Source organism: Gluconobacter sp. P5H9_a, from assembly GCF_018812085.1.
Taxonomy (GTDB): domain Bacteria; phylum Pseudomonadota; class Alphaproteobacteria; order Acetobacterales; family Acetobacteraceae; genus Gluconobacter.
The window spans coordinates 43,806-67,640 of record NZ_JACRVW010000011.1 but is presented as its reverse complement, the minus strand read 5'-3'; the positions used below and the strand labels follow the sequence as shown (position 1 = coordinate 67,640).

Here is a 23,835-nt window from a genome sequence, read left to right as displayed (position 1 = left end):
TACGCCACTATTCGGTCATAATGTACCGATCTAAGGTAAACCTGCGATGTCGGGAGCGTGATGCATACAGGTCCCCGGCATCGCTCTCGCTTCAAGCCTGAACAGCTCTCCTGAAATAATCGACATTGGCCACAGGGTCTGCCGCGCCGAGCGGGGTGTTGTAATGCACCTTGTGATACCGGCTTAAGGCAAACGGATCCTGTGCAGCAGGCAGTGCTTCCCGAACACGGTAAAACCGGATTCGCGCCATCGCACAGGCATATCGTAAATTACTCACCATCTGCGCACTGCGTGGCAGATCATGAGCCAGCATGTTTTCCAGAATGCCAGCATATGGCTGCCCAACCGGGAAACGTAAAAAGTTAGCCCAGCAATCGTCGTGGGTTGCAGGTTCCATTTGCCACAGCCCCAGCGCTGGCCCTCCCCCAATCTGCTTTACGTAGGCTCCTCTGCTCTCAGCCAGAGCCGTGCCCGTCAGAAGATTAACGGCTGCTGTCCCGCCCAGTCCGAGCGCTGCAAGGGCTGGCTCCACCACCAGATGCTTGAGTTGTCCGACATCAAGACCTTCCATGACTCGTCCCCTCAACGCGTGCTGAGAGACAGAGCGAAATGCACCATCCCAGTTCCGAGGATGGATGTTGCCAGCGTCACTATCGCTGTCAGAACAGCCCGACCACCGATCAGACGGTCCAGCTTTCCATTCACAATCCTGTTACCATTATCGACTTTGGTCTCCAGGGATTTCATCTGATCCCGCAGAGAACTGATTTCCTGCCGCATCTCCGTACGAAGTTGTTCGTACCGATCTGACAACCCCCCAGCGACTGTTTCCAGTCGAAGAACACGGTCTTCCAGGATACGGATCGTGTAAGCCCGATGCTCATTTCCCCCGGAAGACGGCGACCTTTCAGAGATCTGTTTTTCCATGTGTTCCTCAAAAACAAAAAAAGCGCCCCGAAGGACGCTTTATGGCATTAAGCCATAGTTATAGAAAAACCGTGCTATTCCGGCAATGGGAAATCCGTTACTTGGCCCACGGCACGGCGCAGGGCATAACAGAGGTCATGACGATACCTCCGACGGAGACCCTGCTGGACCTGCGCGGTCTTGCCTGCCCCATGCCCGTTCTCAAGGCGAACCGCGCCCTGCGTGGCATGGCGCCCGGAACACGCCTCCGTATTCTGGCAACGGATCGGGCTTCAGTGGCGGATTTCCAGTCTTATTGCCGCGAAACAGGCCATGCGATGGTGGCCTTCACAGAGAGCGCTGGCGTTCTTTCATTTGTCATCCGCAGGCGTGCAGAAACGCAACCCTCCTGAGGAAACTCCCCCGTTCCCATGCACAGGGCTGGCAAAACCTGTCATCTGGCTGTAATCCCTCGCTACCTTGTTTCCCAAAGCGTGTCTTGAGGCTTTCCATGCCCGAACCCATTGATGCCATGTCTTTCGAAGATGCCCTCTCCGAGCTGGAGCGGATCGTCCGTGGCCTTGAAGGCGGACAGATGAAGCTTGAAGACGCCATTTCTGCCTATGAACGCGGTGCAGCCCTACGCAAGCACTGCGATGCAAAGCTGGGAGAGGCCGAGATGCGTGTGCGCGCCATTGTCCAGAACGATGACGGCAGCACAGGCACGGAGCCTCTTGCCGATACCGGAGAGACCGGCCGATGAGTGCCACCACGTCCACCTCCCTCAAGGAGGCTCTCGCCCACGCCTGCACGGACATCGAAGCGACGATCGACGCCCTGCTCCCGATGGTGCCGGGTGACGAATCCATTCTTCTTGAAGCCATGCGCTACGCTGCCCTCGGTGGCGGAAAGCGTCTTCGTGGCTTTCTGGCCGTAGAAGTTGCGTCTCTATTTGGTGCAGACCGCAGCGCTGCGCTGCGCGTTGCGGCGTCAGTCGAACTGCTTCACGCATATTCTCTTGTGCATGATGATCTCCCGTCCATGGATGACGATGATCTCCGTCGTGGGCGTCCCTCCACGCACCGTCAGTTTGACGAAGCTATTGCCATTCTTGCCGGCGATGCTCTTCAGACACGGGCTTTCGAGATTCTTCTTGAGGATGAAACGTCTTCCGACGCCACCATCCGCTCCAACCTCGCACTGGCCCTGGCTCGTGCCTCAGGCGCAGCGGGAATGGTTGGTGGCCAAGTCATCGATATCCGGGGGGAAGGCCGTGCCCTCCCTCTGGACGAAGTCCGTCGCCTGCATGCCCTGAAAACGGGTGCCCTGATCCGCTATGCAGCCGAATCAGGAGCGATTCTGGCGGGTGTGACCGATGATCGACGGGACGCCATTGTCTCGTACGGCCAGAATCTTGGAACAGCCTTTCAGGTTGCGGACGACGTTCTGGACACGACCGCAAGCGCCGAGGAACTCGGCAAAACTGCTGGCAAGGATGAAGCCAGCGGCAAATCAACCTATGTCTCCCTGCTTGGCATTGACGGAGCCCGCGCCGAGGCCCGCCGCCTGAGCGATCAGGCCCGGGAGGCCCTTTCATCTTTCGGCGCACAGGCCGCAGCCCTCAGGGCCCTTGCAGACTACGTCGTCGAGCGCAGGAACTGATTTCATGAGCAACCCGTCTTCTACGATTCCTACATACGGCCGCTATCCGGTTCTGGACCGCGTGACCCTGCCGTCAGATATGCGGAATCTTTCCGTCGATCAGCTCAAGCAGCTTGCCGACGAACTGCGCTCCGAAACGGTTGACGCCGTTTCCACAACCGGCGGCCACCTTGGCGCCTCTCTTGGCGTCGTCGAACTGACCGTTGCGCTACACGCCGTATTCAACACTCCAGATGACCGTATCATCTGGGATGTTGGCCATCAGGCTTACCCGCATAAGATCCTGACAGGACGTCGCGATCGTATTCGCACCCTGCGTCAGCCGGAAGGCCTGTCCGGCTTCACCCGCCGCGCAGAAAGCGAATACGACCCGTTCGGTGCCGCTCATTCGTCCACGTCCATTTCTGCTGGTCTTGGCATGGCTGTGGCCCATCACCTGCGCGCGGAAGAAGATCCGAGCTACCATGAGCGCAACGTGATTGCAGTCATTGGTGACGGCTCCATCTCCGCTGGCATGGCCTACGAAGCCATGAACAACGCCGCTGTTGCAGGTCCGGGCGCGAACCGCCTGATCGTGGTGCTGAACGACAATGAAATGTCGATCGCACCACCGGTGGGTTCGATGTCGAACTACCTGTCCCGCCTGATGTCTTCGCGCCAGTTCTTCGGTCTGCGTGACTTGGCTGGCAAGGTTGCCAAGCGCCTGCCCGGCAAGATCGAGCGGACGGCCAAGCGCGCTGAAGAATATGCCCGTGGCATGATCACAGGCGGTACGCTGTTTGAAGAGCTCGGTTTCTACTATGTCGGCCCGGTTGACGGCCACGACATGAACCAGCTCGTCCCCATCCTGCGCAATCTGCGTGATGCGGACGATCAAGGCCCGATCCTGCTCCACATCATCACGGAAAAAGGCCGCGGCTATAAGCCCGCCGAGGCTGCTGGCGACAAATATCACGCTGTCAGCAAATTCAATGTCGTGACAGGCGAGCAGAAGAAGGCTCCGGCCGGACCGCCAAGCTACACGTCGATTTTCAGCCGCGAACTCCTGCGTCGCGCGAAAACAGACGACAAACTCGTTACCATTACGGCAGCCATGCCTTCCGGCACCGGTCTTACAGCTTTCGCCAAGGCCTATCCGGACCGCTTCTTTGACGTGGGTATTGCCGAACAGCACGCCGTCACCTTTGCGGCAGGCATTGCCTCCGAAGGTCTGCGTCCGTTCTGCGCAATCTACTCCACATTCCTTCAGCGCGCCTATGATCAGGTCGTGCATGACGTGGCGCTTCAGAACCTCCCTGTCCGCTTCGCCATTGACCGCGCAGGTCTGGTCGGCGCTGACGGCGCAACACATGCCGGGTCTTTCGACCTGAACTACCTGTGCTGTCTGCCAAACATGGTCGTGATGGCACCGTCGGACGAAATCGAGCTGCTACATGCTACGGCAACGGCTTGCGAATACGACGCTGGCCCGATTGCTTTCCGTTACCCCCGTGGCAGCGGCATCGGCCTCGACCTTCCGGAAAAGGGCGAAGTGCAGGAAATCGGCAAGGGCCGCATCGTTCGCGAAGCACGTCAGGCACCCGGCGCCCGCGCAGGTGTCGCCATCCTGTCGCTCGGTACACGTCTGCACGAATCTCTGCGCGCAGCGGACCAGCTGGCCGCTCAGGGCGTTCCGGTCACGGTAGCAGATGCCCGCTTCGCCAAGCCGATCGATACGAAGCTCGTTGATGATCTGGTCAGCCAGCATGAAGTTCTCATCACCCTTGAAGAAGGTGCGATTGGCGGCTTCAGCAGTCTGGTTGTGCAGCACCTTGCAGAAACCGGGCTGCTGGATACGGTAAAATTCCGTCCGCTAGCTCTCCCGGACAGGTACATCGATCATAATGCCCCTGACGTTCAGTATGACGAAGCTGGCCTGACAGCTCCGCATATCGTTCGCACGGCAGCAGCTGCACTGGGCGTCGAAGTCGTCCAGCAGTCTGCCTGAGTCATGGCCAAACGCCGCGCAGACCAACTCCTCGTTGATCGGGGACTGGTTGACAGCCGAACTCGTGCCCAGTCCCTCATTATGGCAGGTCTTGCCTATACGGGGGATCGGCGCATCGCCAAGGCTGGAGACCAGCTTCCAGAGGATGCCCCCCTGTCCCTCAAAGGGCAGGATCATCCCTGGGTATCTCGCGGCGGCCTAAAACTCATTCACGGCATCGAGCATTTCGGGCTGGACCCCAAAGGCCGTATTGCCATTGATGTCGGTGCCTCAACGGGCGGATTTACGGATGTCCTTCTCACGCATGGCGCGACGAAAGTTTATGCCGTTGATGTCGGGCACGGTCAGCTTGCTTGGAAAATCCGCTCTGATGAGCGCGTCGTCGTCATGGAAAAGACGAACGCACGCGCGCTCACAGCGGAACAGATTCCTGAACGCGCAGGCATCGTCGTTTGCGACGCCAGCTTTATCAGCCTTAAGACCGTGCTGGCCGCCGCGCTTAAGCTAACAACCCCGGATGCCTGGGCAATCGCTCTGATCAAGCCGCAATTTGAAGCCGGGCGAAACGAAGTCGGCGCAAAGGGCGTGGTACGGGACCCCGCCGTTCACGAACGCGTCTGCGCCGAAATCCATGAGTGGCTTTCGGCCACTCCAGGGTGGGAAGTTCTGGGCGTTGAAGCCAGTCCCATTACCGGCCCCGAAGGCAATCGGGAATTTCTAATTGCCGCTCGTCGTAATGGCCCGCTGGAAGATCCAGCCGCAGCTTGAACAACTCAAGGCGACGTTTAAAAACATCCGCCTCGCCTCGAGCATGGGCCAAAACCAATGCTCCCTGAATGCCACTGACGATTTCCTCAGCCAGATCAACAGCGTCGCTTTTCGAGCGCCCCTGCCGCTGGAGCGCCTGAGACAGACTTTCTTGCCAGCGCAGAAAATAGTTTCTAATCTGCACAGCAAACGCTGTGTCTACGCTCAGGGCTAGCAACCCCATCAGACAAATTCTCTGACCTGACCTGAAGTACTGCTCGGTACCTTCGAACATTGCTGTCAGGCCGACCTTGGGGTCTTCTTCCGTTTCCAGAGGGCTAAAAATTTCAGCATCGAACCACCGCTGGATATGCTCCAGGACTTCAGCAGCCATCTGCTTCTTCCCTTCCGGAAAGAAATTGTAGAGGCTGCCTTTTCCCAGCCCGGTCGCAGCTGTGAAGCGACTGAGAGACGCCCCTTCGTACCCATACTGACGAAATACCTCAGCGATATTTTGTAAGATGGCAGTACGGCTACGACCGCCTGATCCCGTCATAGCCCCAAATCACTCAATCCAGGATGTCCCTCAGGTCGAACCTTGCCTTCCCAGTGGAACAGGCGTTGAGCGTCCTTGATTGGCACATCATTAATGCTGGCATGCCGCTCTGCCATGAGGCCTGCCTCGTCAAAACCCCAGTTTTCATTCCCGTGCGATCGCCACCACTGGCCCTGCCCATCTCGCCACTCATAAACAAAGCGGACGGCGATCCGGTTCTCGTGAAATGCCCAAAGCTCCTTAATCAGCCGATACTCACGCTCCTTCTCCCATTTTTTCGTCAGGAATTCCTTAATTTCAGACCGCCCGTGAACAAACTGATCCCGGTTTCGCCAACGACTGTCGGCCGTATAGGCCAGCGCAACCGTCTCCGGATCTTGACGGTTCCAGGCATCTTCAGCCGCTCGAACTTTCTGAATAGCGGTGCCCCGCGTGAATGGCGGCACAGGTGGACGCGTCTGCATGTCGTACCTTTCAGAACCAAAGAAGAAACCATATTTTGTACCGAATGGTACAAAGAGTCTAATCTTTCTTGCGCCACCTCACTTTCCCTTGGAAATCTGCGCCCTCCCCGTGCTATGGCTCCGCCGCCATGACCGCTTTGAAACATCCCGACACCCTCCCCCGTATCAATTCCATCTCTTCAGATGATCTGAATGAGGCGGAGCGCGAACGCATTCGCGCAAAGTCCGCCCTGTTCGCCCCACCCGAGGCACGACTGGAAGACGGACGGCGTGATCTGGTCGGAATGTCACGCGAAGAGCTGGCAACCCTGATGACGGAAATCGGCGAAAAGCCTTTCCGCGCAAAACAGATCTGGCACTGGATCTACCATCAGGGTGCCACCGATTTCTCGAAGATGAGCACAATCGCCAAACCCCTTCAGGCGAAGCTTGCAGACCACTTCATCGTCGGCCGCCCGACGACAACGACGGAACAGACGTCGGTGGATGCAACGCGGAAATTTCTTTTCCGCTTCCGCGACGGTCAGGAAGCTGAAACAGTTTATATTCCTGATCGTAAGGAAGACCGTGGCGCTGTCTGCATCTCCTCACAGGTAGGATGTACGCTCTCCTGCACGTTCTGCCACACAGGGACGCAGAAGCTCGTTCGCAACCTCGGCCCGGCAGAAATTGTCGGCCAGTTCATGGCGGCACGAGACAGCTACAAGGAGTGGCCAAGCCCAAGCGCGGACATGCCGCGCTTTCTCTCCACCATCGTTCTGATGGGAATGGGTGAACCACTCTACAACTACGATAACGTCGCCAAAGCCATGCGCATCGTCATGGATGGAGAAGGGATTGCCCTCTCCAGGCGCCGCATCACGCTGTCCACGTCAGGCGTCGTGCCGATGATGGATCGCTGCGGTGAAGAACTGGGGGTAGGCCTCGCCATTTCCCTGCATGCGGTCACAAACGAACTGCGCGATCAGATCGTTCCTCTGAACCGCAAGTACCCGATCGAGGAACTGATGGCCGCCTGCAAGCGTTATCCTGCAGCGTCCAATTCCCGCCGCATCACCTTCGAATACATCATGCTACGCGGCGTGAATGACAGCGAAGCCGACGCACGGGAGCTAGTCCGCCTAATCAAAGACCTGCCGGCGAAAGTGAACCTTATTCCTTTCAATCCGTGGCCGGGATCAGAGTTCCGCCCCTCCACAAAAGAGCAGCTCGCAAAGTTCGCAAAGATCGTGATGGATGCAGGATTTGCCGCCCCGATCCGTACACCACGGGGCCAGGACATTCTTGCAGCCTGCGGACAGCTCAAAACCGAAAGCGAGCGTCAGCGCAAAACCGTCTGACGCCCGGTTTCCCTCACGGACGCGGGATGCTAGAAACGCCTTCCGAACGAACACCATTAAGGACCACGCAGTTATGAGCGCCCATCAGGACGTCAAGAAAGTCGTTCTCGCCTATTCCGGCGGGCTGGACACTTCGGTCATCCTTCGATGGCTCCAGAAGACCTATAACTGCGAGGTCGTGACCTTTACGGCTGACCTTGGTCAGGGCGAAGAACTGGAGCCGGCCCGCAAGAAGGCCGAGATGTTCGGCGTGAAGGAAATCTTCGTCGAGGATCTGCGCGAGACTTTCGTGAAGGACTACGTCTTCCCGATGTTCCGCGCGAACACGGTTTATGAAGGCCAGTACCTCCTCGGTACGTCCATCGCCCGTCCGCTGATCGCCAAGCGTCAGATCGAGATCGCCGAAGCTGTTGGCGCTGATGCCGTGGCTCATGGCGCAACCGGCAAGGGCAACGATCAGGTCCGTTTCGAACTTGGCTACTATGCTCTGAAGCCGGACGTGAAAGTCATTTCCCCATGGCGCGAATGGGAACTGACATCCCGCACGAAGCTGCTGGAATTCGCTGAAGAAAACCAGATCCCCGTTACGAAAGACAAACGCGGCGAAGCCCCCTTCTCCGTTGACGCCAACCTTCTGCACTCCTCGTCCGAAGGCAAGCTGCTCGAAGATCCGGCTGTCGCGCCTGACGAAATCGTTTTCCAGCGCACCATCTCCCCGGAAGCCGCGCCGGACAAGGCGACGGAAATCAGCATCGATTTCGTGAATGGTGACCCGGTTGCCATCAATGGCGTCGCCATGAGCCCGGCAACGCTGCTGACGCGCCTGAACGAGCTAGGCCGCGACAACGGCATCGGCCGTCTGGACATCGTGGAAAACCGCTTTGTGGGCATGAAGTCCCGCGGAATCTACGAAACGCCAGGTGGCACGATCCTGCTGGCCGCTCATCGTTCCATCGAGAGCATCACCCTGGACCGTGAAGCTGCCCACCTCAAGGACAGCATCATGCCCCGCTATGCGGAGCTGATCTATAACGGTTTCTGGTTCTCACCAGAGCGCCGGATGCTTCAGGCTCTGATTGATGCCAGCCAGCATTCCGTCAACGGCCGTGTCCGCATGAAACTCTATAAGGGCAATGTCGTTTGCGTCGGACGCGAAAGCCCGAACAGCCTGTATGATACCCGCGTCGTGACATTTGAAGATGACGAGGGCGCGTATAACCAGCAGGACGCACAGGGCTTTATTAAGCTCAATGCCCTGCGCCTGCGTCTGGGTGGTCAGATTGGCCGCCGCGGCGGCGCACTCTAAGTACAAACCAGTAGCGGGGGACCATGACCAGCCTGTTTCGCCTTACATCAGCCTTGACCCTTTGCGGCGCACTCCTTGCAGGATGCGCCGGACACAAGGAAGACGCGCCAGAACTGACGCCCGAACAGTTCATGGCGAAGGTCCAGGCGGAACCGGGTGTCAAAACCCTCCCGGATGGCCTGAGCTATAAGGTTCTGAAGTCCGGCCCCAAAGATGGTGAAAGTCCACATCGTGGCTCCACCATCATGGTGATCTATGAAGGACGCCTGCCAGACGGCGGAATTTTTGACAGCTCTGACCAGCATGGCAGCGGTGCCTACATGGAAATGCCGCTGGATGGCCTGGTTGATGGCTGGCTCGAAGCTCTGCCAATGATGCACGTTGGCGATGAATGGATGCTCTACCTTCCAGCCAAGCTAGGCTACGGAAAGCGCTCCATGGGCATCATTCCGCCCAACAGCCCACTCATCTTCAAGCTCCAGCTTCTGGGCGTCAATAACGGACAGCAGTAAGTCCTGCTGCTTCATTTAAGCCCTGTCAGAGAGGCCTCAAGGCCCCTCTGGCAGGCACCAATGCTCATTGCACCGCGCCTCATAAAGCTCCTGATCTCCCGTTTCGAGAAGATGCCCAGTCTCATGTGTCTTAGCAGTCCACTGGGCCGGCTGATTGCAAACATGGCACCGAGCTTCCAGATGAATGATTTCATCGGCGAACTGCATGAGCCTCGATACAATTTCAAACGGCTCCTGGCGATAATCGCTATCCAGGCCGCCGACAGTGACAGTTGCTCCGCGCAATCGGGCCGACTGCAACTCTGAAACGATATCTCCCTCGTAATGAGGTGAGACCATGAATTGCACTTCATCCAGAACAATGTGTGAATAGTCCTCAGAGTGAGACGGCCAGCGCCGCACGGAACGCGCTGCGAAATGTGAGCCATCCCGACTAACCAGTTCTGCACCGTCACGCGTATCGAATCCCGGCTTCAGTGCCAGAACGCGTTCATGCGCAGACGCAGCCTTGATCAGATGCGAGGATTTTCCTGCAAACATTGGCCCCACATACAGTACCAGACGTCCCTTGCCGCTCATGCTTTCTCCTTCTGATGCGCCCATGAGCCCTATCGAGACGGTTTTGCCAAGAGCTACCCTTGCTGAACGCACCATGAAAATGCGACAAACCTTCTGTGATCAGATTAGACCCAGCAATCCGGCTTCCCCTGTTTATTGCCATTTTCATGGCAATTGTCTTTGTGGTTGGCCATGCGTGGGAAAATCGTAAGCAGGCCCCTCGAGAATATTCCAACGAGTGCAGTATCTGCCATCATGGTGGCCACGGGCAGGTGCGAGCCGTTGCTCCAATATTTGGGCGGGTTGGGCATATTGCCCTGACTCCGGAAGGCCATCGCTACATTATCCACGTGCTGCTGAATGGTCTTGACGGACCGATCACAGCGGGTGGCGCTCCTTACAACAGTTCCATGCCATCATTCCATCGCCTTTCGGATGATGAAATTGCACGGATCCTGACATTTGTTGGAGGAAAAGAAATGGCCGCAGGGGGCCCAACATTCACGGCTGCTGAGATCGCTGAAGAGCGCAAACATCCGCTGTCACCTCAGGAAGTGCTGCTTGAACGCCAGAAACTGGAACAGCAGTCCCCTCTCCCATGAAACGGATCGCTTTTCTTGGTTGTCTCGCACTTGCCTGCTGCGGGAAGAAACCGGCTGGCCAAGCCGTTTATGGGCCCAACTGCGGTATCTGCCACCATGGCGGAAGTGGAATGCCGGGTGAGACACCACCCCTGGTGGGGCGTGTGGATTTCATCGCCCAAACACCTGAAGGTCGCCACTATCTCGCAAATGTTCTTCTGAACGGCCTTCGCGGCGGTTTCACCACGCAGGGCTATCGCTATAACTATTCCATGCCCGCATATCGTGATCGCCTCACGGACCAGCAGATTGCTGATACTCTGAACTGGCTGATTGCACGCGGCAATATCAAGCCTTCCCCCACCATTACGCCAGCCGAGGTCGCCAGTGCACGTGCACAGCAGGGTGATCCGGCAGCGAGTTACCAAGAACGACAGCTCCTGGAGCAGAAGCAGCCGCTTCCCTGAGAGCATGACCTTTCCCCAAAGCTGAAGACAGATCCATCATGCAGCGTGTATTTTCCGGCATTCAGCCAACTGGCATTCCTCATCTGGGTAACTACCTGGGTGCACTCCGCAACTGGGCGGCCATGCAGGCAGACCATGATTGTGTCTTCTGCCTCGTGGACATGCACTCGATCACGATGCCCTGGAATCCGGAAGACCTGCGTCGTCAGACGCTTGGCTCGGCAGCCTGCCTTCTGGCAACCGGCATTGAACCGACACGCCTCTACAACCAGTCTGCCGTCAGCGCCCATGCGCGACTGGGATGGATCTTCAATTGTGTTTCCCGCCTCGGCTGGTTGAACCGGATGACACAGTTCAAAGACAAGGCTGGCAAGAACCGCGAGAACCACTCAGCGGGCCTCTATGTCTATCCGAACCTCATGGCTGCGGACATTCTGGCGTTCCACGCGACCCGCGTCCCCGTCGGTGACGATCAGAAGCAGCATATTGAGCTGGCCAATGACATCGCCCAGAAGTTCAACCATGATATGGGTACGGAGTTCTTTCCGCAGATCGAGGCCTTTATTCCTCCAGCGGCAGCCCGCGTGATGAGCCTACGCGACGGTACGAAGAAAATGTCCAAGTCGGACCCCTCCGAACAGAGCCGCATTGTCCTGACAGATACCCCGGACGAAATCGCTCTGAAGATTCGCCGCGCCAAGACAGATTCCGACGCGCTGCCAAGCGACGTTGAGGGACTGGAAGACCGGGCGGAAGCCCGCAATCTGGTGGCTATTTACGCGGCCATGTCAGACGAAACGATGTCTGACGTTCTGGCGCGTTTCGGTGGACAGGGCTTTGGCCCGTTCAAAAACGCTCTGGCCGATCTGCTCGTGGAAAAACTTGGGCCAGTTGCCACCGAAACAGCCCGCCTGATGCAGAACGAAGACCACATCATCTCCGTCCTGCGCGCAGGTGCCGACCGGGCCCGTGAAATTTCCGAGCCAATCGTGCAGGAAGCAGAGCGACTGGTCGGCTTTATTCGCTGATTTTTTTCTTCTTGGACGAGCGGGACACCGGCTCGTCCAGAAGATCCATGATTTCCGCAGCGGCTGCATCCGCAGGCGTACCAACGGCGGGAGAGAGCTTTTCCAGCACCTCTTCAAATGCCATCTGCTGCTTCTTTGCCGCTGCCGGATCATCAAGCAGCTTTGAGACCATATCCGCCAGCTTTTCAGGCGTGCAGTTCTCCTGCAACATTTCCGGAACGACTTCACGTCCGGCCAGAAGATTGACCATTGCCACGTATGGCACCTTGATCATCCGACGCGCCATCATCGCAGTTAGCGGATTCACCCGATACGTCACCACCATCGGCACATTGCCCATAGCAAGCTCAAGCGTGGACGTCCCCGACTTTGTCAGAGCGCACTGAGCCGCTGCAAATGCATCGTGCTTATCGTGAATATCAGTCACGATATGCGGCTGTACGGGCCATTTACGAATAAGGTTGCGCACGGTCGGCGCAATGACCGGAGCAACCGGTATCACCGGGCAGATATCCGGATGCGTCTTACGCAGAATATCCAGCATCTTCCGAAAAACTGGCAACAGCTTTGGAACTTCAGACCGCCGACTTCCCGGCATCAAAATCAGGACGGGTGCCGTTTCAGGAATATTATGCCGCGTCCGAAAGCGGGCAGCGTTTCCCTGTCTCACACCCGACTGCAACACCGGATGCCCGACGAACCGCGCTTCCAGTCCTCTTTGCGCAAACCATTCAGGCTCAAACGGTAAAAGGCAGAGCAACCGATCCCAGAGCCCGGGGAATTCCTTGACGCGATTTTCGCGCCAGGCCCAGACCTGCGGCGCAACGTAATGAACGCGCTTGAAACCGGAATTTTCAATTTTCTGAAGAAGTCGAAGTGCAAAACCCGGGCTGTCTATTGTGACAACCAGATCAGGCTTACGAAGCTCAATATCCTGAACAGCTTCCAGAAGCCGCTGCCGCAAATGCCTGACCCGTGGCAAGACTTCCACAAGCCCCATGACAGCCAGATCACTCATCGGGAACAGGCTGTGAAGCCCAAGGGCTTCCATGCGGCCACCCCCGACTCCGGCAAACACCAACGTAGGGTCCTGCGCATGAAGCGCCAGCATGAGACGTGCACCAATCACGTCTCCACTGGCTTCCCCCGCCAGAATCCAAATCACGCGCCCATGCTGAGGCGTGGGAGCCCCCGGCTGGAAGGCCCTATTGCCCGGCTGATGCGCCAGTTCGGATTCTGGAAGAGAGTTCATCGGCGCAACGTAGCTCCTGTTGCCTTGAGAACCGCAGCTTCCACCGATTTGGAAAGCGCTTCAAGGCCGACATCCGTCAGACTTTCGGTCTGCGGCTGTAGGACAACCTCAACACCGAGAGAACGATGTCCTTCCGGCAGGCTACCACCTTCAAAGACGTCAAAGAGGCGAACATCCTGAATCAGGTTCCGGTCGGCCATACGAACGGCCTTGAGAACAGCCTGCGCCTCAACATCCGGCCCAGCAAGGAACGCGAAGTCACGACGCACTGGCTGTAGCGCTGAGAGCGCAGGAGGGGTCTTCTTTTTAGCCTTAGGCTGAGGGATACGATCCAGATACAGCTCGAAAGCTACAACAGTCCCTGTCAAACCAAGCGCGCGTGCTGTGCGAGGATGCAGTTCACCAAAGCTACCCAGAACCAGTTTAGGACCCTGCCGTACCTGACCTGACCGACCCGGATGATAAAAGCCCGGAGCATCTGCCGTGACAGACAAAGAGGCTTCTGGAACACCAAGCGCCGTCAGCGCAGCCGTCAGATCCGCCTTAGCATCCCAAAGCGTTGCTTCCTGCGCCGCCTGACCGGGTTCACGAGCCGTCAATCCGCCTCGCAAGCCGGCAACACGCAGGTGCTGACCTTCGAAATCAAAACATGGACCGATTTCAAACAATGCGCCTTCGCCAGAAAGCCCCAGACCACGCGCCAGGTTACGGCCGAGTGCACGCGCCAGATTGACGAGCGGCGTCGGGCGCAGCTGATCAAGATCCATAGCGATAGGGTTCAGCAAACGCTGCGTTTCGGGCACATCACCAAACAGAACCGCGTCTTCATGAGCGACGAAGGAGAAACCAACCGTCTCCATCATCCCACGTGCTGCACAGATACGACGCATCAGCGCTGCACGCGCCTGAAGAGGCGTGACTGCAGGAGCCGCGACCATGGCCAACTGAGGGAGTGGCACAGCCGGCACAGCATCCAGCCCATAAAGACGCAGCACTTCCTCTATGAGGTCACATTCCGCTTCCATGCGCGGAACATTCGCTGCTGCCTTTGCGGCAACGTTCTCATCAAGTGTCACGGACTGAGCCAGAACCTGACCGGACGCAACGTCATTCCTCCAGGAAGGAACGGCGAAAGTTGCCTCCTCGTCTTTCCGCTCAACGACCTCGAAGCCGAGATGCTCCAAAGACCGCACCGCCTCATCCGCAGGAATAGTGACGCCACCCAACGTTGCCAGACGCTCAAAACGCAGCGTAGCCGTGCGTTTCCAATTGGGGAGTTCGCCAGCCTCCGTGATTTCGCTCGGCTCACCACCACACAAGTCACGGATCATTGCTGTGGCCGCTTCGAGGCCGCTACGAACCAGCGCAGGATCAATGCCGCGCTCGAAACGCTGACGGGCATCCGTATGAATGGCGAGACGGCGGCCAGTCAGAGCAATCCGAACAGCATCGAACAACGCGGATTCAACAAACACGTCTGTCGTGTTCTCATCCACACCGCTCTGCTGACCACCCATGATGCCCGCAAGCGACTGCACACCAGCATCATCGACGATCACCATATCGTCCGTCCCCAGGACGTACTCATTGCCATCCAGCGCCGTGAAAGTCTCACGTGCCGCGTGGGTCACGGTCAGGGTGCTGCCAGAAAGTTTCGCAACATCAAAGACATGCAGAGGCCGACCGAGATCATATGTGAGGTAGTTCGTGACATCCACCAGAGCCGAAATCGGCTTCACGCCAACCGCCTGAAGACGGCGCTGCAGCCAACTCGGGCTTGGACCATTCTTCACGCCACGAATGACACGGCCTACCACGTACGGGCAGTCAGGATTTTCGGACTTCCACGAGATCGGTGATTCGAAATCACCCTCAAGAGCTTCCGTCAGCCATGGCTTGAGATGACCAATGCCAGCTGCAGCCAGATCACGCGCAATACCGCGAATGCTCAGCGCATCGCCACGGTTCGGTGTAATCGCGATTTCAATGACCGGGTCATCAAGCTCGGCGTAAGTCGCATAAGCCTCACCGATCGGAGCCGTTTCTGGCAGTTCGGCAATACCGTTGCTCTCTTCACCAAGGCCCAGCTCACGCAGGGAACACAGCATACCGCCGCTTTCCTCGCCGCGGATTTTGCCCTTCTTGATGGTGATATCCAGCCCCGGAACATACGTCCCCGGAGGCGCAAAAATCACATGTAGGCCCGCACGCGCATTCGGCGCGCCACACACGACCTGCAGATCTTCATAACCCGCACCAGCAGCGACACGGCAAAGTTGAAGACGGTCCGCATCCGGATGACGATGCGCTTCCAGAATTTTGGCCGTTCTGAAACCTGCCAACTTCTCGGCTGGGTTTTCAACGCTCTCAACTTCAAGACCGATGCCGTTCAGACGGGCACAGATCTCTTCGCAAGACGCTGTAAAATCAAGATGTTCACGCAGCCAGGAGAGAGAGAACTTCATGTCACACGCCCTCCGTTAGCGTGGCGGGAGAGAAAGCGGAAAATCCGTAGTGACGCAGCCAGCGCAGGTCACTCTCATAGAACGACCGCAGATCCGGAATACCGTTCTTAAGCATGGCCAGACGCTCGACGCCCATGCCAAACGCAAAGCCCTGCCATTCGGCCGGATCGAGGCCGCAATTGGCCAGCACGCGCGGGTGCACCATGCCGGACCCCAGAACTTCCAGCCAGTCCGACCCACCGCCAATCTCGCCCGTGGCTTTTGACCAGCCAATATCCACTTCCATGGAAGGCTCGGTAAATGGGAAATAAGACGCACGGAAACGCACAGGCAGATTAGGCTTGTCGAAGTAGACGCGCAGGAATTCGATCAGGCAGCCCTTGAGGTGCCCAAGAGTAATATTGCGGTCAATGACCAGCCCTTCGCACTGATGGAACATCGGGGAATGGGTTGCGTCATGATCGGCACGATACGTGCGGCCGGGAGCAATGATGCGGATGGGTGGCTTCTGACCAATCATGGTCCGGATCTGAACGCCAGACGTCTGGGTCCGCAGAACACGCGGTTCATTGCTGCCTGATTTGGGCGGAAGATAAAAAGTATCGTGCTCAGTCCGGGCCGGATGATGGTCCGGCGTATTGAGTGCCGAGAAATTATGCCACTGGCTTTCAACATCAGGCCCTTCCGCGACGGAAAAACCCATGGCGCCAAAGATGGCTGTCATTTCCTCAATGGTGCGGCTGATCGGATGAATGGCACCTGTCACCACGGACGGCACAGGCATCGTGATGTCCACCCGTTCGGCTTTCAGGCGTGCCTGAAGCGCTTCCTCTTCAATCTCCCGACCGCGATCTTCGATCACCTTGGTCAATTCGTCCCGCAGGCGGTTTAAAGCCTGTCCGCGCAGTTTGCGCTCTTCGGGGTCGAGTTTGCCAAGCTGTTTGAGCAGCCCGGTGAGAGCGCCAGACTTGCCCAGCGTTCCAACGCGAACGGCATCCCATTGCGCGCGGTCCTGAGCAGCGCCCAGCGCAGCAAGAGTTTCATTCTTCAGCGTGTCGAGATCGTCAGCCATACCGCCCATCGCTTACAGTACAAATACAAAACGGGCCGCCCTGATAACAGGACGGCCCGCCAGTCACCAGCCCCCACACGTGGGGATCAGGTCTGAATAGCTCAGGCTGCGAGAGCGGCCTGTGCCTTCTTGACGATTTCTGCGAAAGCAGCTGCGTCGTCGAAAGCAATGGCAGCAAGAACCTTACGGTCGATCTCGATGCCAGCCTTGTCCAGGCCATTGATGAACTTGCTGTACGTCAGACCGTGCTCACGGACAGCAGCGTTGATACGCTGGATCCACAGAGCGCGGAAATCACGCTTCTTGTTGCGACGGTCGCGATACGCATAGCGCAGCGCCTTCTCAACGCGCTCGAGAGCAATACGGTAGTTCGTAGACGAACGGCCGCGGTAACCCTTAGCGAGATCGAGAACTTTCTTGTGACGGGCGTGCGTCGTTACGCCCCGCTTAACACGTGCCATGTACCTTAATCTCCCTTAGAGCCCGTAGGGCGCCCACTGCTTGATGGTCTTTGCGTCCATATCCGTCATGGTCTGAGGACCACGGTTGGTGCGCTTCATCTTCTGCGGGCGGTTGATAAGGCCGTGGCGCTTGTTGCCTGGGCCGCACATTACCTTGCCGGTCGCGGTGATCTTGAACCGCTTCTTGACCGACGACTTCGTCTTCATCTTGGGCATTTCGGTCTCCCTCGCCGTAAACGATTGGTCCCACCGGAGCGGGACTCTGCACGGCCGGGCATGCCACTTATGGCCCGGACGCGTACACGGAGCGGCTGCCTTATCCCATCGAACTGATTCCGCCAAGGACTTTATTTTCTTTAGCGTGCAAGCAAAAGACGCCTCTTTGTTCAAGTCACGTCACTGTGATCTCGCTCACAGTGACGTGAGCAACATGAACCATCTGACATCTTGATTCTTAAAGCGCTTCTATGTGTTTGTCCGAAGGTCAAGTGCTGCACCAAATAACAGCTCTAGGAACATCATGAGCACATCATCCCGGCCAGGGCTCTGGGCCCTGATCACGGCCGCGGTCTTCGCGCTTTGTGGCGCGATCCTTACCGTGGGCGGCGCATGGGCCGTTTCCCTCGGCGGCCCCCTGTATTATCTCCTTCTCGGCATCGCACTTCTTGCGACTGCCTTCCTCGCATGGCGCCGTAACCCGGCCGCACTGTGGCTCTTTGCTGCTGTAGTGTTCGCGACGGTCGTATGGGAACTCTCCGTGGTCGGTCTCGACCTCTGGGCACTGGTTCCCCGCTCCGACATCGTGATCATTCTTGGCATCTGGCTGCTGATCCCGTTCGTGTCCCGCCAGATCGGCGGCACACGCGCATCTGTCCTTCCCCTGGCAGGCTCCGTCGGTCTCGCCGTACTGGTTCTTGCTGCCGGTCTTTTCACAGACCCGCACGACATCAGCGGCAACCTGCCAACAGAGCTGACCAACGCAGCACCAGTCGACGCAGACAACGTTCCAGACAGCGAGTGGCACGCTTATGGCCGCACGCAGGCTGGCGATCGCTGGTCTCCGCTGAAGCAGATCAACTCGTCCAACGTTCAGAACCTCAAGGTGGCATGGCACATCCACACCAAGGATCTGATGGGACCGAACGATCCAGGCGAAGCAACCAACGAAGTCACGCCGATTGAATTCGACAACACGCTGTATCTGTGCTCGCTGCACCAGAAGCTTTGGGCCGTTGATGCCGCAACGGGTCACGTCAAATGGACGTTCGATCCGCATCTGCAGATCAACCCAGGCTTCCAGCATCTGACGTGCCGTGGCGTGAGCTTCCACCAGACACCGGCGGATGCCACGGACAGCGATGGCAATCCGGCTCCAACCGATTGCGCCAAGCGTATCGTACTGCCCGTCAATGACGGTCGCCTTGTCGAAGTCGATGCTGAAACCGGGCAAAAGTGCTCTGGCTTCGGAAACGACGGTGAACTGGATCTGCGCCTGCCGAACCAGCCTTACACCACGCCAGGCATGTATGAACCGACGTCTCCGCCGGTCATCACCGATAAGCTGATCATTGCCAACAGCGCCATCACCGATAACGGCTCCATCAAGCAGGCATCGGGCGCAACGCAGGCATTTGACGTTTATACCGGCAAGCGCGTGTGGGTGTTTGACGCATCCAACCCTGACCCGAACCAGATGCCAGACCCGGATCATCCGGTCTTCCATCCGAACTCTCCAAACTCCTGGATCGTGTCGTCCTACGACAAGAACCTGAACCTCGTTTACATCCCAATGGGCGTTGGTACGCCGGATCAGTGGGGCGGTTACCGCACCAAGGAATCCGAGCGCTTTGCTCCGGGTATCGTCGCGCTGAACGCAGAGACGGGTAAGCTGGCTTGGTATTACCAGACTGTTCACCACGACCTGTGGGACATGGACGCCCCGTCCCAGCCGAGCCTCGTAGACATCACGTCGAAAGACGGCACGATTGTTCCGTCCATCTACGTTCCGACGAAGACTGGCGACATTTTCGTTCTTGATCGTCGTACGGGCAAGGAAGTCGTCCCGGCTCCGGAAACACCGGTTCCTGGTGGCGCCGCACCGGGCGATCACACCAGCCCAACGCAGCCGATGTCTCAGCTGAGTCTGCGTCCGAAGGCAGCCCTCTCCGATTCCGATATCTGGGGTGGCACGATCTTCGATCAGATGTTCTGCAGCATCTACTTCCACTCCCTTCGCTATGAAGGTCCGTTCACGCCGCCGTCACTCCAGGGATCTCTGATCTTCCCGGGCGACCTTGGCATGTTCGAATGGGGTGGTCTGGCTGTCGATCCGCAGCGCCAGGTGGCATTTGCCAACCCGATCTCCCTGCCATTCGTCTCCCGTCTGGTTCCCCGTGGTCCGGGTAACCCGCTATGGCCGGAACCGAACGCAAAGGGCTCTGGTGGCGAAACCGGTCTGCAGCCGAACTACGGCATCCCATATGCTGTTGATCTGCATCCGTTCATGGACCCGGTCCTGCTGCCGCTTGGCATCAAGATGCCTTGCCGTACGCCGCCGTGGGGTTATGTGGCCGGTATCGATCTGCGCACCAACAAGGTGGTCTGGCAGCATCGTAACGGTACGCTCCGTGATTCCATGCACGGCAGCTCCCTGCCCATTCCGCTGCCTCCGATCAAGATCGGCGTCCCGAGCCTCGGCGGCCCGCTTTCCACGGCTGGCAATGTTGGCTTCCTGACGGGCACGATGGACTACTACATCCGCGCCTACGACCTGACGACAGGCAAGACCCTGTGGCAGGATCGCCTCCCAGCTGGCGCGCAAGCCACGCCAATGACCTATGCGGTCAATGGAAAGCAGTTCGTTGTCACCTATGCTGGTGGCCACAACTCCTTCCCGACCGTCATGGGCGACGACCTGATTGCTTACAGCCTCGCTGATCAGAAGTGATCATTGAGTAAGCCATTGGTTATCGAGAAAAAGGGGTACCTTCGGGTGCCCCTTTTTTTTGTCTTCAAGTCCCGGCAAAAGCTTTCTAAGCTCTCGTTACGTTATGAAATATATTCCATAAAGTAAGGGCACCATGCATTTTTCTCGATCTGGAATGGCTCTGGCCATCTTTGGCCTCATCGCCGTTGCTCCGTCTCCAGCCCACAGCGATGATACTGCTTCCGTAACGGCAGTTCTGGATCCGAGCCATCACGGGCGTCTCGTCTATCCACCGGCTGAACTTGAACTACGGCATTCGGGATCGGCGCATATTGTCTGCGTCATCACAAAGGACGGTCAGCCTCAAAGCTGCGAAACTTCAGCGAGCGCACCGGATTTCGCACTTGCAGCAGAAGCCTATGCCTATTCATCCAAGTTTCTTCCAGCATACGAAAACAGCAAACCCGTTGAAGGCCGCTGGGAAAAGACCATTCCCTTCCAGGCCCAAGGAACAGCAACCGTCCCCGTCGTGGATCATCAGCACACTCCACGCCCCTACTATCCAGACTTTGCGAACGACAGAAATATTACAGGAAGAGTAGCCGTCACCTGTCAGGTTGATACTGCAGGCATCGCGCATGACTGCATCGCCAGCCCGGGGCCCGAAATTTTACGACGGGCAGCGCTCGCCTATTTCACGCTGGCCAGATACCTTCCAGCTATGAAAGACGGGCAACCCATCTCAGCCCCCTATCATGGCAACATAAACTGGGAGTCAGACGCGAAAGACCGGAATGACGGGTTCCGCTGAAATCTTGTGTCTGCACGCTGGTCCATTCCATAATCAGCATCGAAAGCCCTGTCGGTTCAGGGCAAAAACTGCACAGAGGCTACGCATGACCCTTCGCAAATTTGCTCTTCTTGCCTTCGCTACCGTCGCTTTCGGCGGCCAGTTCGCACATGCCAAGTCTCAGCCCTGCCGGGACGCCAAAGGCAAATTCACCAAGTGTGAAGCACCGAAGAAGCCGAAGGCCTGCCGGGATGCCAAAGGCAAGTTCACAAAGTGTGACGTAACAGCTCCGCAGGTTGCTCAGCCCGCTCACTAAGCTCAAACAAAAAAGCCCCTGTCAGCAGATGCTGGCAGGGGCTTTTTTGAAAGACTGAGATCGTCAGGCAGCGGCACGCTTGAGGATCGCCTGAGCCATTGCCTCAACACCATTCCCACGGTTCGTGGACAGTGCTTTGACCAGTCCCATATCATGCAAAAAGACCGGGCTCGTCTGAAGGATCTCTTCACGGCTTCGCCCTGAGTACACTCTCAGCAAAAGGGCTACCAATCCCTGAACAATGGCCGCATCGGAAGCCCCAGCGAAGAAGAGCTTACCATCACGGTCTTCCGCTTCGAGCCAGACCTGGCTTTGACACCCCGGAACACGGTGGACATCGTCCTGCCATTCCGAAGGGAAAGCCGGAAGTTTGCGGCCCATTTCAATAATATACTGATACCGCTCCATCCAGTCGTCGAACATCGCCAGTTCGGCTTCAATTTCCTCGATGGCAGCGGTCGCCGTCTCTTCCTGAGGGGCAAGAAAGGCATCACTCACAAAAAACGTCTCCGTCACAGGATAAAGCGGCTCAAATCACCCTTGCGGGCAAGCGGCGCCACCCTGTCACGAACATCCTCTGCCGTCACCCTCACGGTCTCGCCTTTCCGGTCAGATGCAGAAAATGAGACGTCCTCCAGCAGCTTTTCCAGAACTGTTGCCAAACGGCGAGCCCCAATGTTTTCAACACGCTCGTTAATATCAGCCGCCAGTTCCGCCAAAGCATCCACGGCATCATCACCGAATTCCAGCGTCACACCTTCCGTACCCAGCAAACTCACATACTGCTTCAGAAGCGAATGCTCAGGCTCCAGCAGAATACGCTTCAGATCGTCCCTACTCAGACCAGCCAACTCCACACGAATAGGCAGACGCCCCTGCAATTCCGGCAGAAGATCTGAAGGCTTGGCAATGTGAAAGGCTCCGGACGCGATAAACAGGATATGGTCCGTCTTCACCGAGCCATACTTCGTGCTGACGGTCGTCCCCTCAATCAGCGGAAGAAGATCACGCTGCACACCTTCACGAGAGACATCTCCGCTCCGAGTCCCATGCTCAGATGTCGCACAAACCTTATCGATTTCATCCAGGAACACGATGCCATGGTTCTGGGTGTGCTCTATGGCTTCGCGCGTCAGGGCTTCATCATCCAGAAGTTTGTCCGCTTCCTCACGGATTAACTGCTCGCGGGCCACCGAAACCTTCAGCTTTTTGCGAGAAGGCATCCGGTTCATGAATCCCTTCATCATATCGTTGAAACTGATGACCTGCCCGGGCTGAAGCCCTGGAATATCGCCGCCCTCCTTACCGCGCTGTGGATCAGGAGCAATCTGGATTTCAATTTCCTTGTCCTCCAAAGCGCCATCTCGCAGCATCTGGCGAAACTTTACCTTGGTGTCGGCTGTCGCGCCTTCGCCAACCAGCGCATCAACAAGCCTGGTTTCAGCCGCGGCTTCAGCTTTCTCCTGCACGTCTTTGCGGCGTCCATCACGCAGCATGGTCAGAGACACCTCAACGAGATCCCGAACAATACTATCCACGTCCCGCCCAACGTAGCCAACTTCCGTAAACTTGGTCGCTTCCACTTTCAGGAACGGAGACTGCGCCAGCTTGGCCAGTCGACGGGCGATTTCTGTCTTGCCGCAACCTGTAGGGCCAATCATGAGAATGTTTTTGGGAACAACCTCATCCTTCAAGCCTTCAGGAAGCTGGGACCGGCGCCAGCGATTACGCATCGCGATGGCAACTGCACGTTTTGCGTCGGACTGACCAACAATAAAGCGATCAAGTTCGGATACGATTTCGTGGGGGGCAAAATTTGGAACAGACATCTCAGGAGGCCTCCCCGCCTAGTGTTTCCAGCGTCACGGAATAGTTCGTGTAAACGCAGATATCACCGGCAATTTTCATGGACCGACGCGCGATTTCCTCGGCGCTCAGGCCCTCCACCGTCATCAATGCCCGCGCTGCAGACAGTGCGTAATTTCCGCCGGAGCCAATGGCCACAATGCCGTCTTCCGGCTCCAGCACATCGCCATTTCCGGTCAGGGTGAAAGAGCGGTCTGCGTCAGCCACCAGCATCATGGCTTCCAGACGCCGCAGATAGCGGTCCGTGCGCCAGTCTTTCGCCAGTTCGACGCAGGCCCGCTCAAGCTGCCCTGGATACCGCTCAAGTTTCGCTTCAAGTCGCTCCAGCAGGGTAAAGGCGTCAGCCGTGGCACCGGCAAAACCCGCAAGGATATTGCTGTGAGGGCCAATTCGCCGAACCTTGCGAGCATTACCCTTGATAACGGTCTGCCCGAGGGAGACCTGGCCGTCCCCCGCCATGGCCACCCGGCCATCGCGACGGACACAAAGAATGGTCGTGCCATGCCAGCCGACCGGATCGTGGGGAGTGATTTGGTAAGACATCACTCAAAAAGATGGTGCGGATATAGCGCC

The 23,835-nt window shown here is 57.5% G+C and carries 27 protein-coding genes; 14 read left to right on the top strand and 13 right to left on the bottom strand.

Features of this window, described 5'->3' with window-relative positions:
- Window positions 1-91 precede the first annotated feature (91 nt).
- A complete protein-coding gene (locus tag KP708_RS11260; protein WP_215750776.1) occupies window positions 92-571 on the bottom strand; it encodes a hypothetical protein in 480 nt (159 codons plus the stop codon).
- Between the two features lie 11 nt (window positions 572-582).
- Entirely contained in the window at window positions 583-927 is a 345-nt protein-coding gene (locus tag KP708_RS11255; RefSeq protein WP_215750775.1) for a hypothetical protein, read from the bottom strand.
- A gap of 137 nt (window positions 928-1,064) precedes the next feature.
- On the opposite strand from KP708_RS11255, the gene KP708_RS11250 reads away from it, so the two are divergent.
- The 5 genes from KP708_RS11250 (at window position 1,065) to KP708_RS11230 (ending at window position 5,323) form a co-directional block, all read left to right on the top strand.
- Entirely contained in the window at window positions 1,065-1,319 is a 255-nt protein-coding gene (locus tag KP708_RS11250; protein WP_215750774.1) for a sulfurtransferase TusA family protein, read from the top strand.
- Window positions 1,320-1,417: 98 nt separating this feature from the next.
- Window positions 1,418-1,669: an exodeoxyribonuclease VII small subunit gene (locus KP708_RS11245; protein ID WP_046901294.1), complete on the top strand. Its 252-nt coding sequence runs from the start codon at window positions 1,418-1,420 to the stop codon at window positions 1,667-1,669.
- On the top strand, window positions 1,666-2,568 hold the full coding sequence (locus tag KP708_RS11240) for a polyprenyl synthetase family protein (RefSeq protein WP_215750773.1): 903 nt from the start codon (window positions 1,666-1,668) through the stop codon (window positions 2,566-2,568). Before KP708_RS11245 ends, KP708_RS11240 begins: the two co-directional genes overlap by 4 nt.
- Window positions 2,569-2,572: 4 nt before the next feature.
- Complete coding sequence (gene dxs / locus KP708_RS11235; protein ID WP_046901292.1) at window positions 2,573-4,555, top strand: 1-deoxy-D-xylulose-5-phosphate synthase; 1,983 nt, start codon at window positions 2,573-2,575, stop codon at window positions 4,553-4,555.
- 3 nt (window positions 4,556-4,558) lie between these two features.
- Window positions 4,559-5,323: a TlyA family RNA methyltransferase gene (locus KP708_RS11230; RefSeq protein ID WP_215750772.1), complete on the top strand. Its 765-nt coding sequence runs from the start codon at window positions 4,559-4,561 to the stop codon at window positions 5,321-5,323.
- On the opposite strand, the gene KP708_RS11225 is transcribed toward KP708_RS11230, so the two are convergent.
- On the bottom strand, window positions 5,244-5,858 hold the full coding sequence (locus KP708_RS11225; RefSeq protein ID WP_215750771.1) for a TetR/AcrR family transcriptional regulator: 615 nt from the start codon (window positions 5,856-5,858) through the stop codon (window positions 5,244-5,246). The genes KP708_RS11230 and KP708_RS11225 overlap by 80 nt on opposite strands.
- A complete protein-coding gene (locus tag KP708_RS11220; RefSeq protein ID WP_215750770.1) occupies window positions 5,855-6,322 on the bottom strand; it encodes a nuclear transport factor 2 family protein in 468 nt (155 codons plus the stop codon). The genes KP708_RS11225 and KP708_RS11220 overlap by 4 nt, the downstream gene beginning before the upstream one ends.
- Before the next feature lie 128 nt (window positions 6,323-6,450).
- Between KP708_RS11220 and rlmN the strand changes: the two genes are divergently transcribed.
- The 3 genes from rlmN to KP708_RS11205 all read left to right on the top strand — a co-directional run bounded on the left by rlmN (window position 6,451) and on the right by KP708_RS11205 (window position 9,480).
- Window positions 6,451-7,662 (top strand): 23S rRNA (adenine(2503)-C(2))-methyltransferase RlmN, encoded by a 1,212-nt coding sequence (gene rlmN, locus KP708_RS11215; RefSeq protein ID WP_215750769.1) that lies wholly within the window; start codon window positions 6,451-6,453, stop codon window positions 7,660-7,662.
- Between the two features lie 73 nt (window positions 7,663-7,735).
- On the top strand, window positions 7,736-8,968 hold the full coding sequence (locus KP708_RS11210; RefSeq protein WP_215750768.1) for an argininosuccinate synthase: 1,233 nt from the start codon (window positions 7,736-7,738) through the stop codon (window positions 8,966-8,968).
- 23 nt (window positions 8,969-8,991) lie between these two features.
- The gene (locus KP708_RS11205; RefSeq protein WP_086633024.1) at window positions 8,992-9,480 is read left to right on the top strand and encodes an FKBP-type peptidyl-prolyl cis-trans isomerase; all 489 of its coding nucleotides are present in this window, start codon (window positions 8,992-8,994) and stop codon (window positions 9,478-9,480) included.
- Window positions 9,481-9,516: 36 nt separating this feature from the next.
- Here KP708_RS11205 and KP708_RS11200 read toward each other — a convergent pair whose 3' ends face one another.
- Window positions 9,517-10,059, bottom strand: a complete 543-nt coding sequence (locus tag KP708_RS11200) for a thymidine kinase (protein ID WP_215750767.1) — start codon at window positions 10,057-10,059, stop codon at window positions 9,517-9,519.
- A 146-nt stretch (window positions 10,060-10,205) separates the two neighbouring features.
- On the opposite strand from KP708_RS11200, the gene KP708_RS11195 reads away from it, so the two are divergent.
- The 3 genes from KP708_RS11195 to trpS are packed head-to-tail and all read left to right on the top strand — an operon-like array spanning window position 10,206 to window position 12,114.
- Window positions 10,206-10,640: a cytochrome c gene (locus tag KP708_RS11195; RefSeq protein ID WP_215750766.1), complete on the top strand. Its 435-nt coding sequence runs from the start codon at window positions 10,206-10,208 to the stop codon at window positions 10,638-10,640.
- Window positions 10,637-11,086 (top strand): cytochrome c, encoded by a 450-nt coding sequence (locus tag KP708_RS11190; protein ID WP_215750765.1) that lies wholly within the window; start codon window positions 10,637-10,639, stop codon window positions 11,084-11,086. Before KP708_RS11195 ends, KP708_RS11190 begins: the two co-directional genes overlap by 4 nt.
- 38 nt (window positions 11,087-11,124) lie before the next feature.
- Window positions 11,125-12,114: a tryptophan--tRNA ligase gene (trpS, locus tag KP708_RS11185; protein ID WP_099213243.1), complete on the top strand. Its 990-nt coding sequence runs from the start codon at window positions 11,125-11,127 to the stop codon at window positions 12,112-12,114.
- Here trpS and lpxB read toward each other — a convergent pair.
- The 5 genes from lpxB to rpmI all read right to left on the bottom strand — a co-directional run bounded on the left by lpxB (window position 12,104) and on the right by rpmI (window position 17,580).
- Window positions 12,104-13,366 (bottom strand): lipid-A-disaccharide synthase, encoded by a 1,263-nt coding sequence (lpxB, locus tag KP708_RS11180; protein ID WP_215750764.1) that lies wholly within the window; start codon window positions 13,364-13,366, stop codon window positions 12,104-12,106. The two genes, trpS and lpxB, sit on opposite strands and share 11 nt — an antisense overlap.
- Window positions 13,363-15,831, bottom strand: coding sequence for a phenylalanine--tRNA ligase subunit beta (gene pheT, locus KP708_RS11175; protein ID WP_215750763.1), 2,469 nt, complete (start codon window positions 15,829-15,831; stop codon window positions 13,363-13,365). The genes lpxB and pheT overlap by 4 nt, the downstream gene beginning before the upstream one ends.
- Window position 15,832: 1 nt before the next feature.
- Entirely contained in the window at window positions 15,833-16,903 is a 1,071-nt protein-coding gene (gene pheS / locus KP708_RS11170) for a phenylalanine--tRNA ligase subunit alpha (protein ID WP_215750762.1), read from the bottom strand.
- Between the two features lie 101 nt (window positions 16,904-17,004).
- Window positions 17,005-17,364, bottom strand: coding sequence for a 50S ribosomal protein L20 (gene rplT, locus KP708_RS11165; RefSeq protein ID WP_007282845.1), 360 nt, complete (start codon window positions 17,362-17,364; stop codon window positions 17,005-17,007).
- Window positions 17,365-17,379: 15 nt separating this feature from the next.
- Window positions 17,380-17,580 (bottom strand): 50S ribosomal protein L35, encoded by a 201-nt coding sequence (rpmI, locus tag KP708_RS11160; RefSeq protein WP_046901279.1) that lies wholly within the window; start codon window positions 17,578-17,580, stop codon window positions 17,380-17,382.
- A 304-nt stretch (window positions 17,581-17,884) separates the two neighbouring features.
- On the opposite strand from rpmI, the gene KP708_RS11155 reads away from it, so the two are divergent.
- The 3 genes from KP708_RS11155 to KP708_RS11145 all read left to right on the top strand — a co-directional run bounded on the left by KP708_RS11155 (window position 17,885) and on the right by KP708_RS11145 (window position 21,396).
- Window positions 17,885-20,311, top strand: coding sequence for a glucose/quinate/shikimate family membrane-bound PQQ-dependent dehydrogenase (locus KP708_RS11155; RefSeq protein ID WP_046901278.1), 2,427 nt, complete (start codon window positions 17,885-17,887; stop codon window positions 20,309-20,311).
- Between the two features lie 133 nt (window positions 20,312-20,444).
- Window positions 20,445-21,101, top strand: a complete 657-nt coding sequence (locus tag KP708_RS11150) for an energy transducer TonB (protein WP_215750761.1) — start codon at window positions 20,445-20,447, stop codon at window positions 21,099-21,101.
- Between the two features lie 85 nt (window positions 21,102-21,186).
- Window positions 21,187-21,396, top strand: a complete 210-nt coding sequence (locus KP708_RS11145; RefSeq protein ID WP_086633016.1) for a hypothetical protein — start codon at window positions 21,187-21,189, stop codon at window positions 21,394-21,396.
- A gap of 63 nt (window positions 21,397-21,459) precedes the next feature.
- Here KP708_RS11145 and KP708_RS11140 read toward each other — a convergent pair whose 3' ends face one another.
- Genes KP708_RS11140 through hslV form a run of 3 tightly spaced genes read right to left on the bottom strand, consistent with a single transcriptional unit; the run spans window position 21,460 to window position 23,805 of the window.
- Window positions 21,460-21,894 carry a SufE family protein gene (locus KP708_RS11140; protein WP_211501406.1) on the bottom strand — a complete coding sequence of 145 codons (435 nt, stop codon included), beginning with the start codon at window positions 21,892-21,894 and terminating at the stop codon, window positions 21,460-21,462.
- 14 nt (window positions 21,895-21,908) lie between these two features.
- Window positions 21,909-23,225: an ATP-dependent protease ATPase subunit HslU gene (gene hslU / locus KP708_RS11135; protein ID WP_215750760.1), complete on the bottom strand. Its 1,317-nt coding sequence runs from the start codon at window positions 23,223-23,225 to the stop codon at window positions 21,909-21,911.
- A gap of 1 nt (window position 23,226) precedes the next feature.
- Window positions 23,227-23,805 carry an ATP-dependent protease subunit HslV gene (hslV, locus tag KP708_RS11130; protein ID WP_200898348.1) on the bottom strand — a complete coding sequence of 193 codons (579 nt, stop codon included), beginning with the start codon at window positions 23,803-23,805 and terminating at the stop codon, window positions 23,227-23,229.
- Between the last annotated feature and the right edge of the window lie 30 nt (window positions 23,806-23,835).

Bases quoted from the DNA above. Each gene is read 5' to 3' on its own strand.
- KP708_RS11260 (WP_215750776.1), bottom strand. From the start codon at position 571: ATGGAAGGTCTTGATGTCGGACAACTCAAGCATCTGGTGGTGGAGCCA.
- KP708_RS11255 (WP_215750775.1), bottom strand. From the start codon at position 927: ATGGAAAAACAGATCTCTGAAAGGTCGCCGTCTTCCGGGGGAAATGAG.
- KP708_RS11250 (WP_215750774.1), top strand. From the start codon at position 1,065: ATGACGATACCTCCGACGGAGACCCTGCTGGACCTGCGCGGTCTTGCC.
- KP708_RS11245 (WP_046901294.1), top strand. From the start codon at position 1,418: ATGCCCGAACCCATTGATGCCATGTCTTTCGAAGATGCCCTCTCCGAG.
- KP708_RS11240 (WP_215750773.1), top strand. From the start codon at position 1,666: ATGAGTGCCACCACGTCCACCTCCCTCAAGGAGGCTCTCGCCCACGCC.
- dxs (WP_046901292.1), top strand. From the start codon at position 2,573: ATGAGCAACCCGTCTTCTACGATTCCTACATACGGCCGCTATCCGGTT.
- KP708_RS11230 (WP_215750772.1), top strand. From the start codon at position 4,559: ATGGCCAAACGCCGCGCAGACCAACTCCTCGTTGATCGGGGACTGGTT.
- KP708_RS11225 (WP_215750771.1), bottom strand. From the start codon at position 5,858: ATGACGGGATCAGGCGGTCGTAGCCGTACTGCCATCTTACAAAATATC.
- KP708_RS11220 (WP_215750770.1), bottom strand. From the start codon at position 6,322: ATGCAGACGCGTCCACCTGTGCCGCCATTCACGCGGGGCACCGCTATT.
- rlmN (WP_215750769.1), top strand. From the start codon at position 6,451: ATGACCGCTTTGAAACATCCCGACACCCTCCCCCGTATCAATTCCATC.
- KP708_RS11210 (WP_215750768.1), top strand. From the start codon at position 7,736: ATGAGCGCCCATCAGGACGTCAAGAAAGTCGTTCTCGCCTATTCCGGC.
- KP708_RS11205 (WP_086633024.1), top strand. From the start codon at position 8,992: ATGACCAGCCTGTTTCGCCTTACATCAGCCTTGACCCTTTGCGGCGCA.
- KP708_RS11200 (WP_215750767.1), bottom strand. From the start codon at position 10,059: ATGAGCGGCAAGGGACGTCTGGTACTGTATGTGGGGCCAATGTTTGCA.
- KP708_RS11195 (WP_215750766.1), top strand. From the start codon at position 10,206: ATGGCAATTGTCTTTGTGGTTGGCCATGCGTGGGAAAATCGTAAGCAG.
- KP708_RS11190 (WP_215750765.1), top strand. From the start codon at position 10,637: ATGAAACGGATCGCTTTTCTTGGTTGTCTCGCACTTGCCTGCTGCGGG.
- trpS (WP_099213243.1), top strand. From the start codon at position 11,125: ATGCAGCGTGTATTTTCCGGCATTCAGCCAACTGGCATTCCTCATCTG.
- lpxB (WP_215750764.1), bottom strand. From the start codon at position 13,366: ATGAACTCTCTTCCAGAATCCGAACTGGCGCATCAGCCGGGCAATAGG.
- pheT (WP_215750763.1), bottom strand. From the start codon at position 15,831: ATGAAGTTCTCTCTCTCCTGGCTGCGTGAACATCTTGATTTTACAGCG.
- pheS (WP_215750762.1), bottom strand. From the start codon at position 16,903: ATGGCTGACGATCTCGACACGCTGAAGAATGAAACTCTTGCTGCGCTG.
- rplT (WP_007282845.1), bottom strand. From the start codon at position 17,364: ATGGCACGTGTTAAGCGGGGCGTAACGACGCACGCCCGTCACAAGAAA.
- rpmI (WP_046901279.1), bottom strand. From the start codon at position 17,580: ATGCCCAAGATGAAGACGAAGTCGTCGGTCAAGAAGCGGTTCAAGATC.
- KP708_RS11155 (WP_046901278.1), top strand. From the start codon at position 17,885: ATGAGCACATCATCCCGGCCAGGGCTCTGGGCCCTGATCACGGCCGCG.
- KP708_RS11150 (WP_215750761.1), top strand. From the start codon at position 20,445: ATGCATTTTTCTCGATCTGGAATGGCTCTGGCCATCTTTGGCCTCATC.
- KP708_RS11145 (WP_086633016.1), top strand. From the start codon at position 21,187: ATGACCCTTCGCAAATTTGCTCTTCTTGCCTTCGCTACCGTCGCTTTC.
- hslU (WP_215750760.1), bottom strand. From the start codon at position 23,225: ATGTCTGTTCCAAATTTTGCCCCCCACGAAATCGTATCCGAACTTGAT.
- hslV (WP_200898348.1), bottom strand. From the start codon at position 23,805: ATGTCTTACCAAATCACTCCCCACGATCCGGTCGGCTGGCATGGCACG.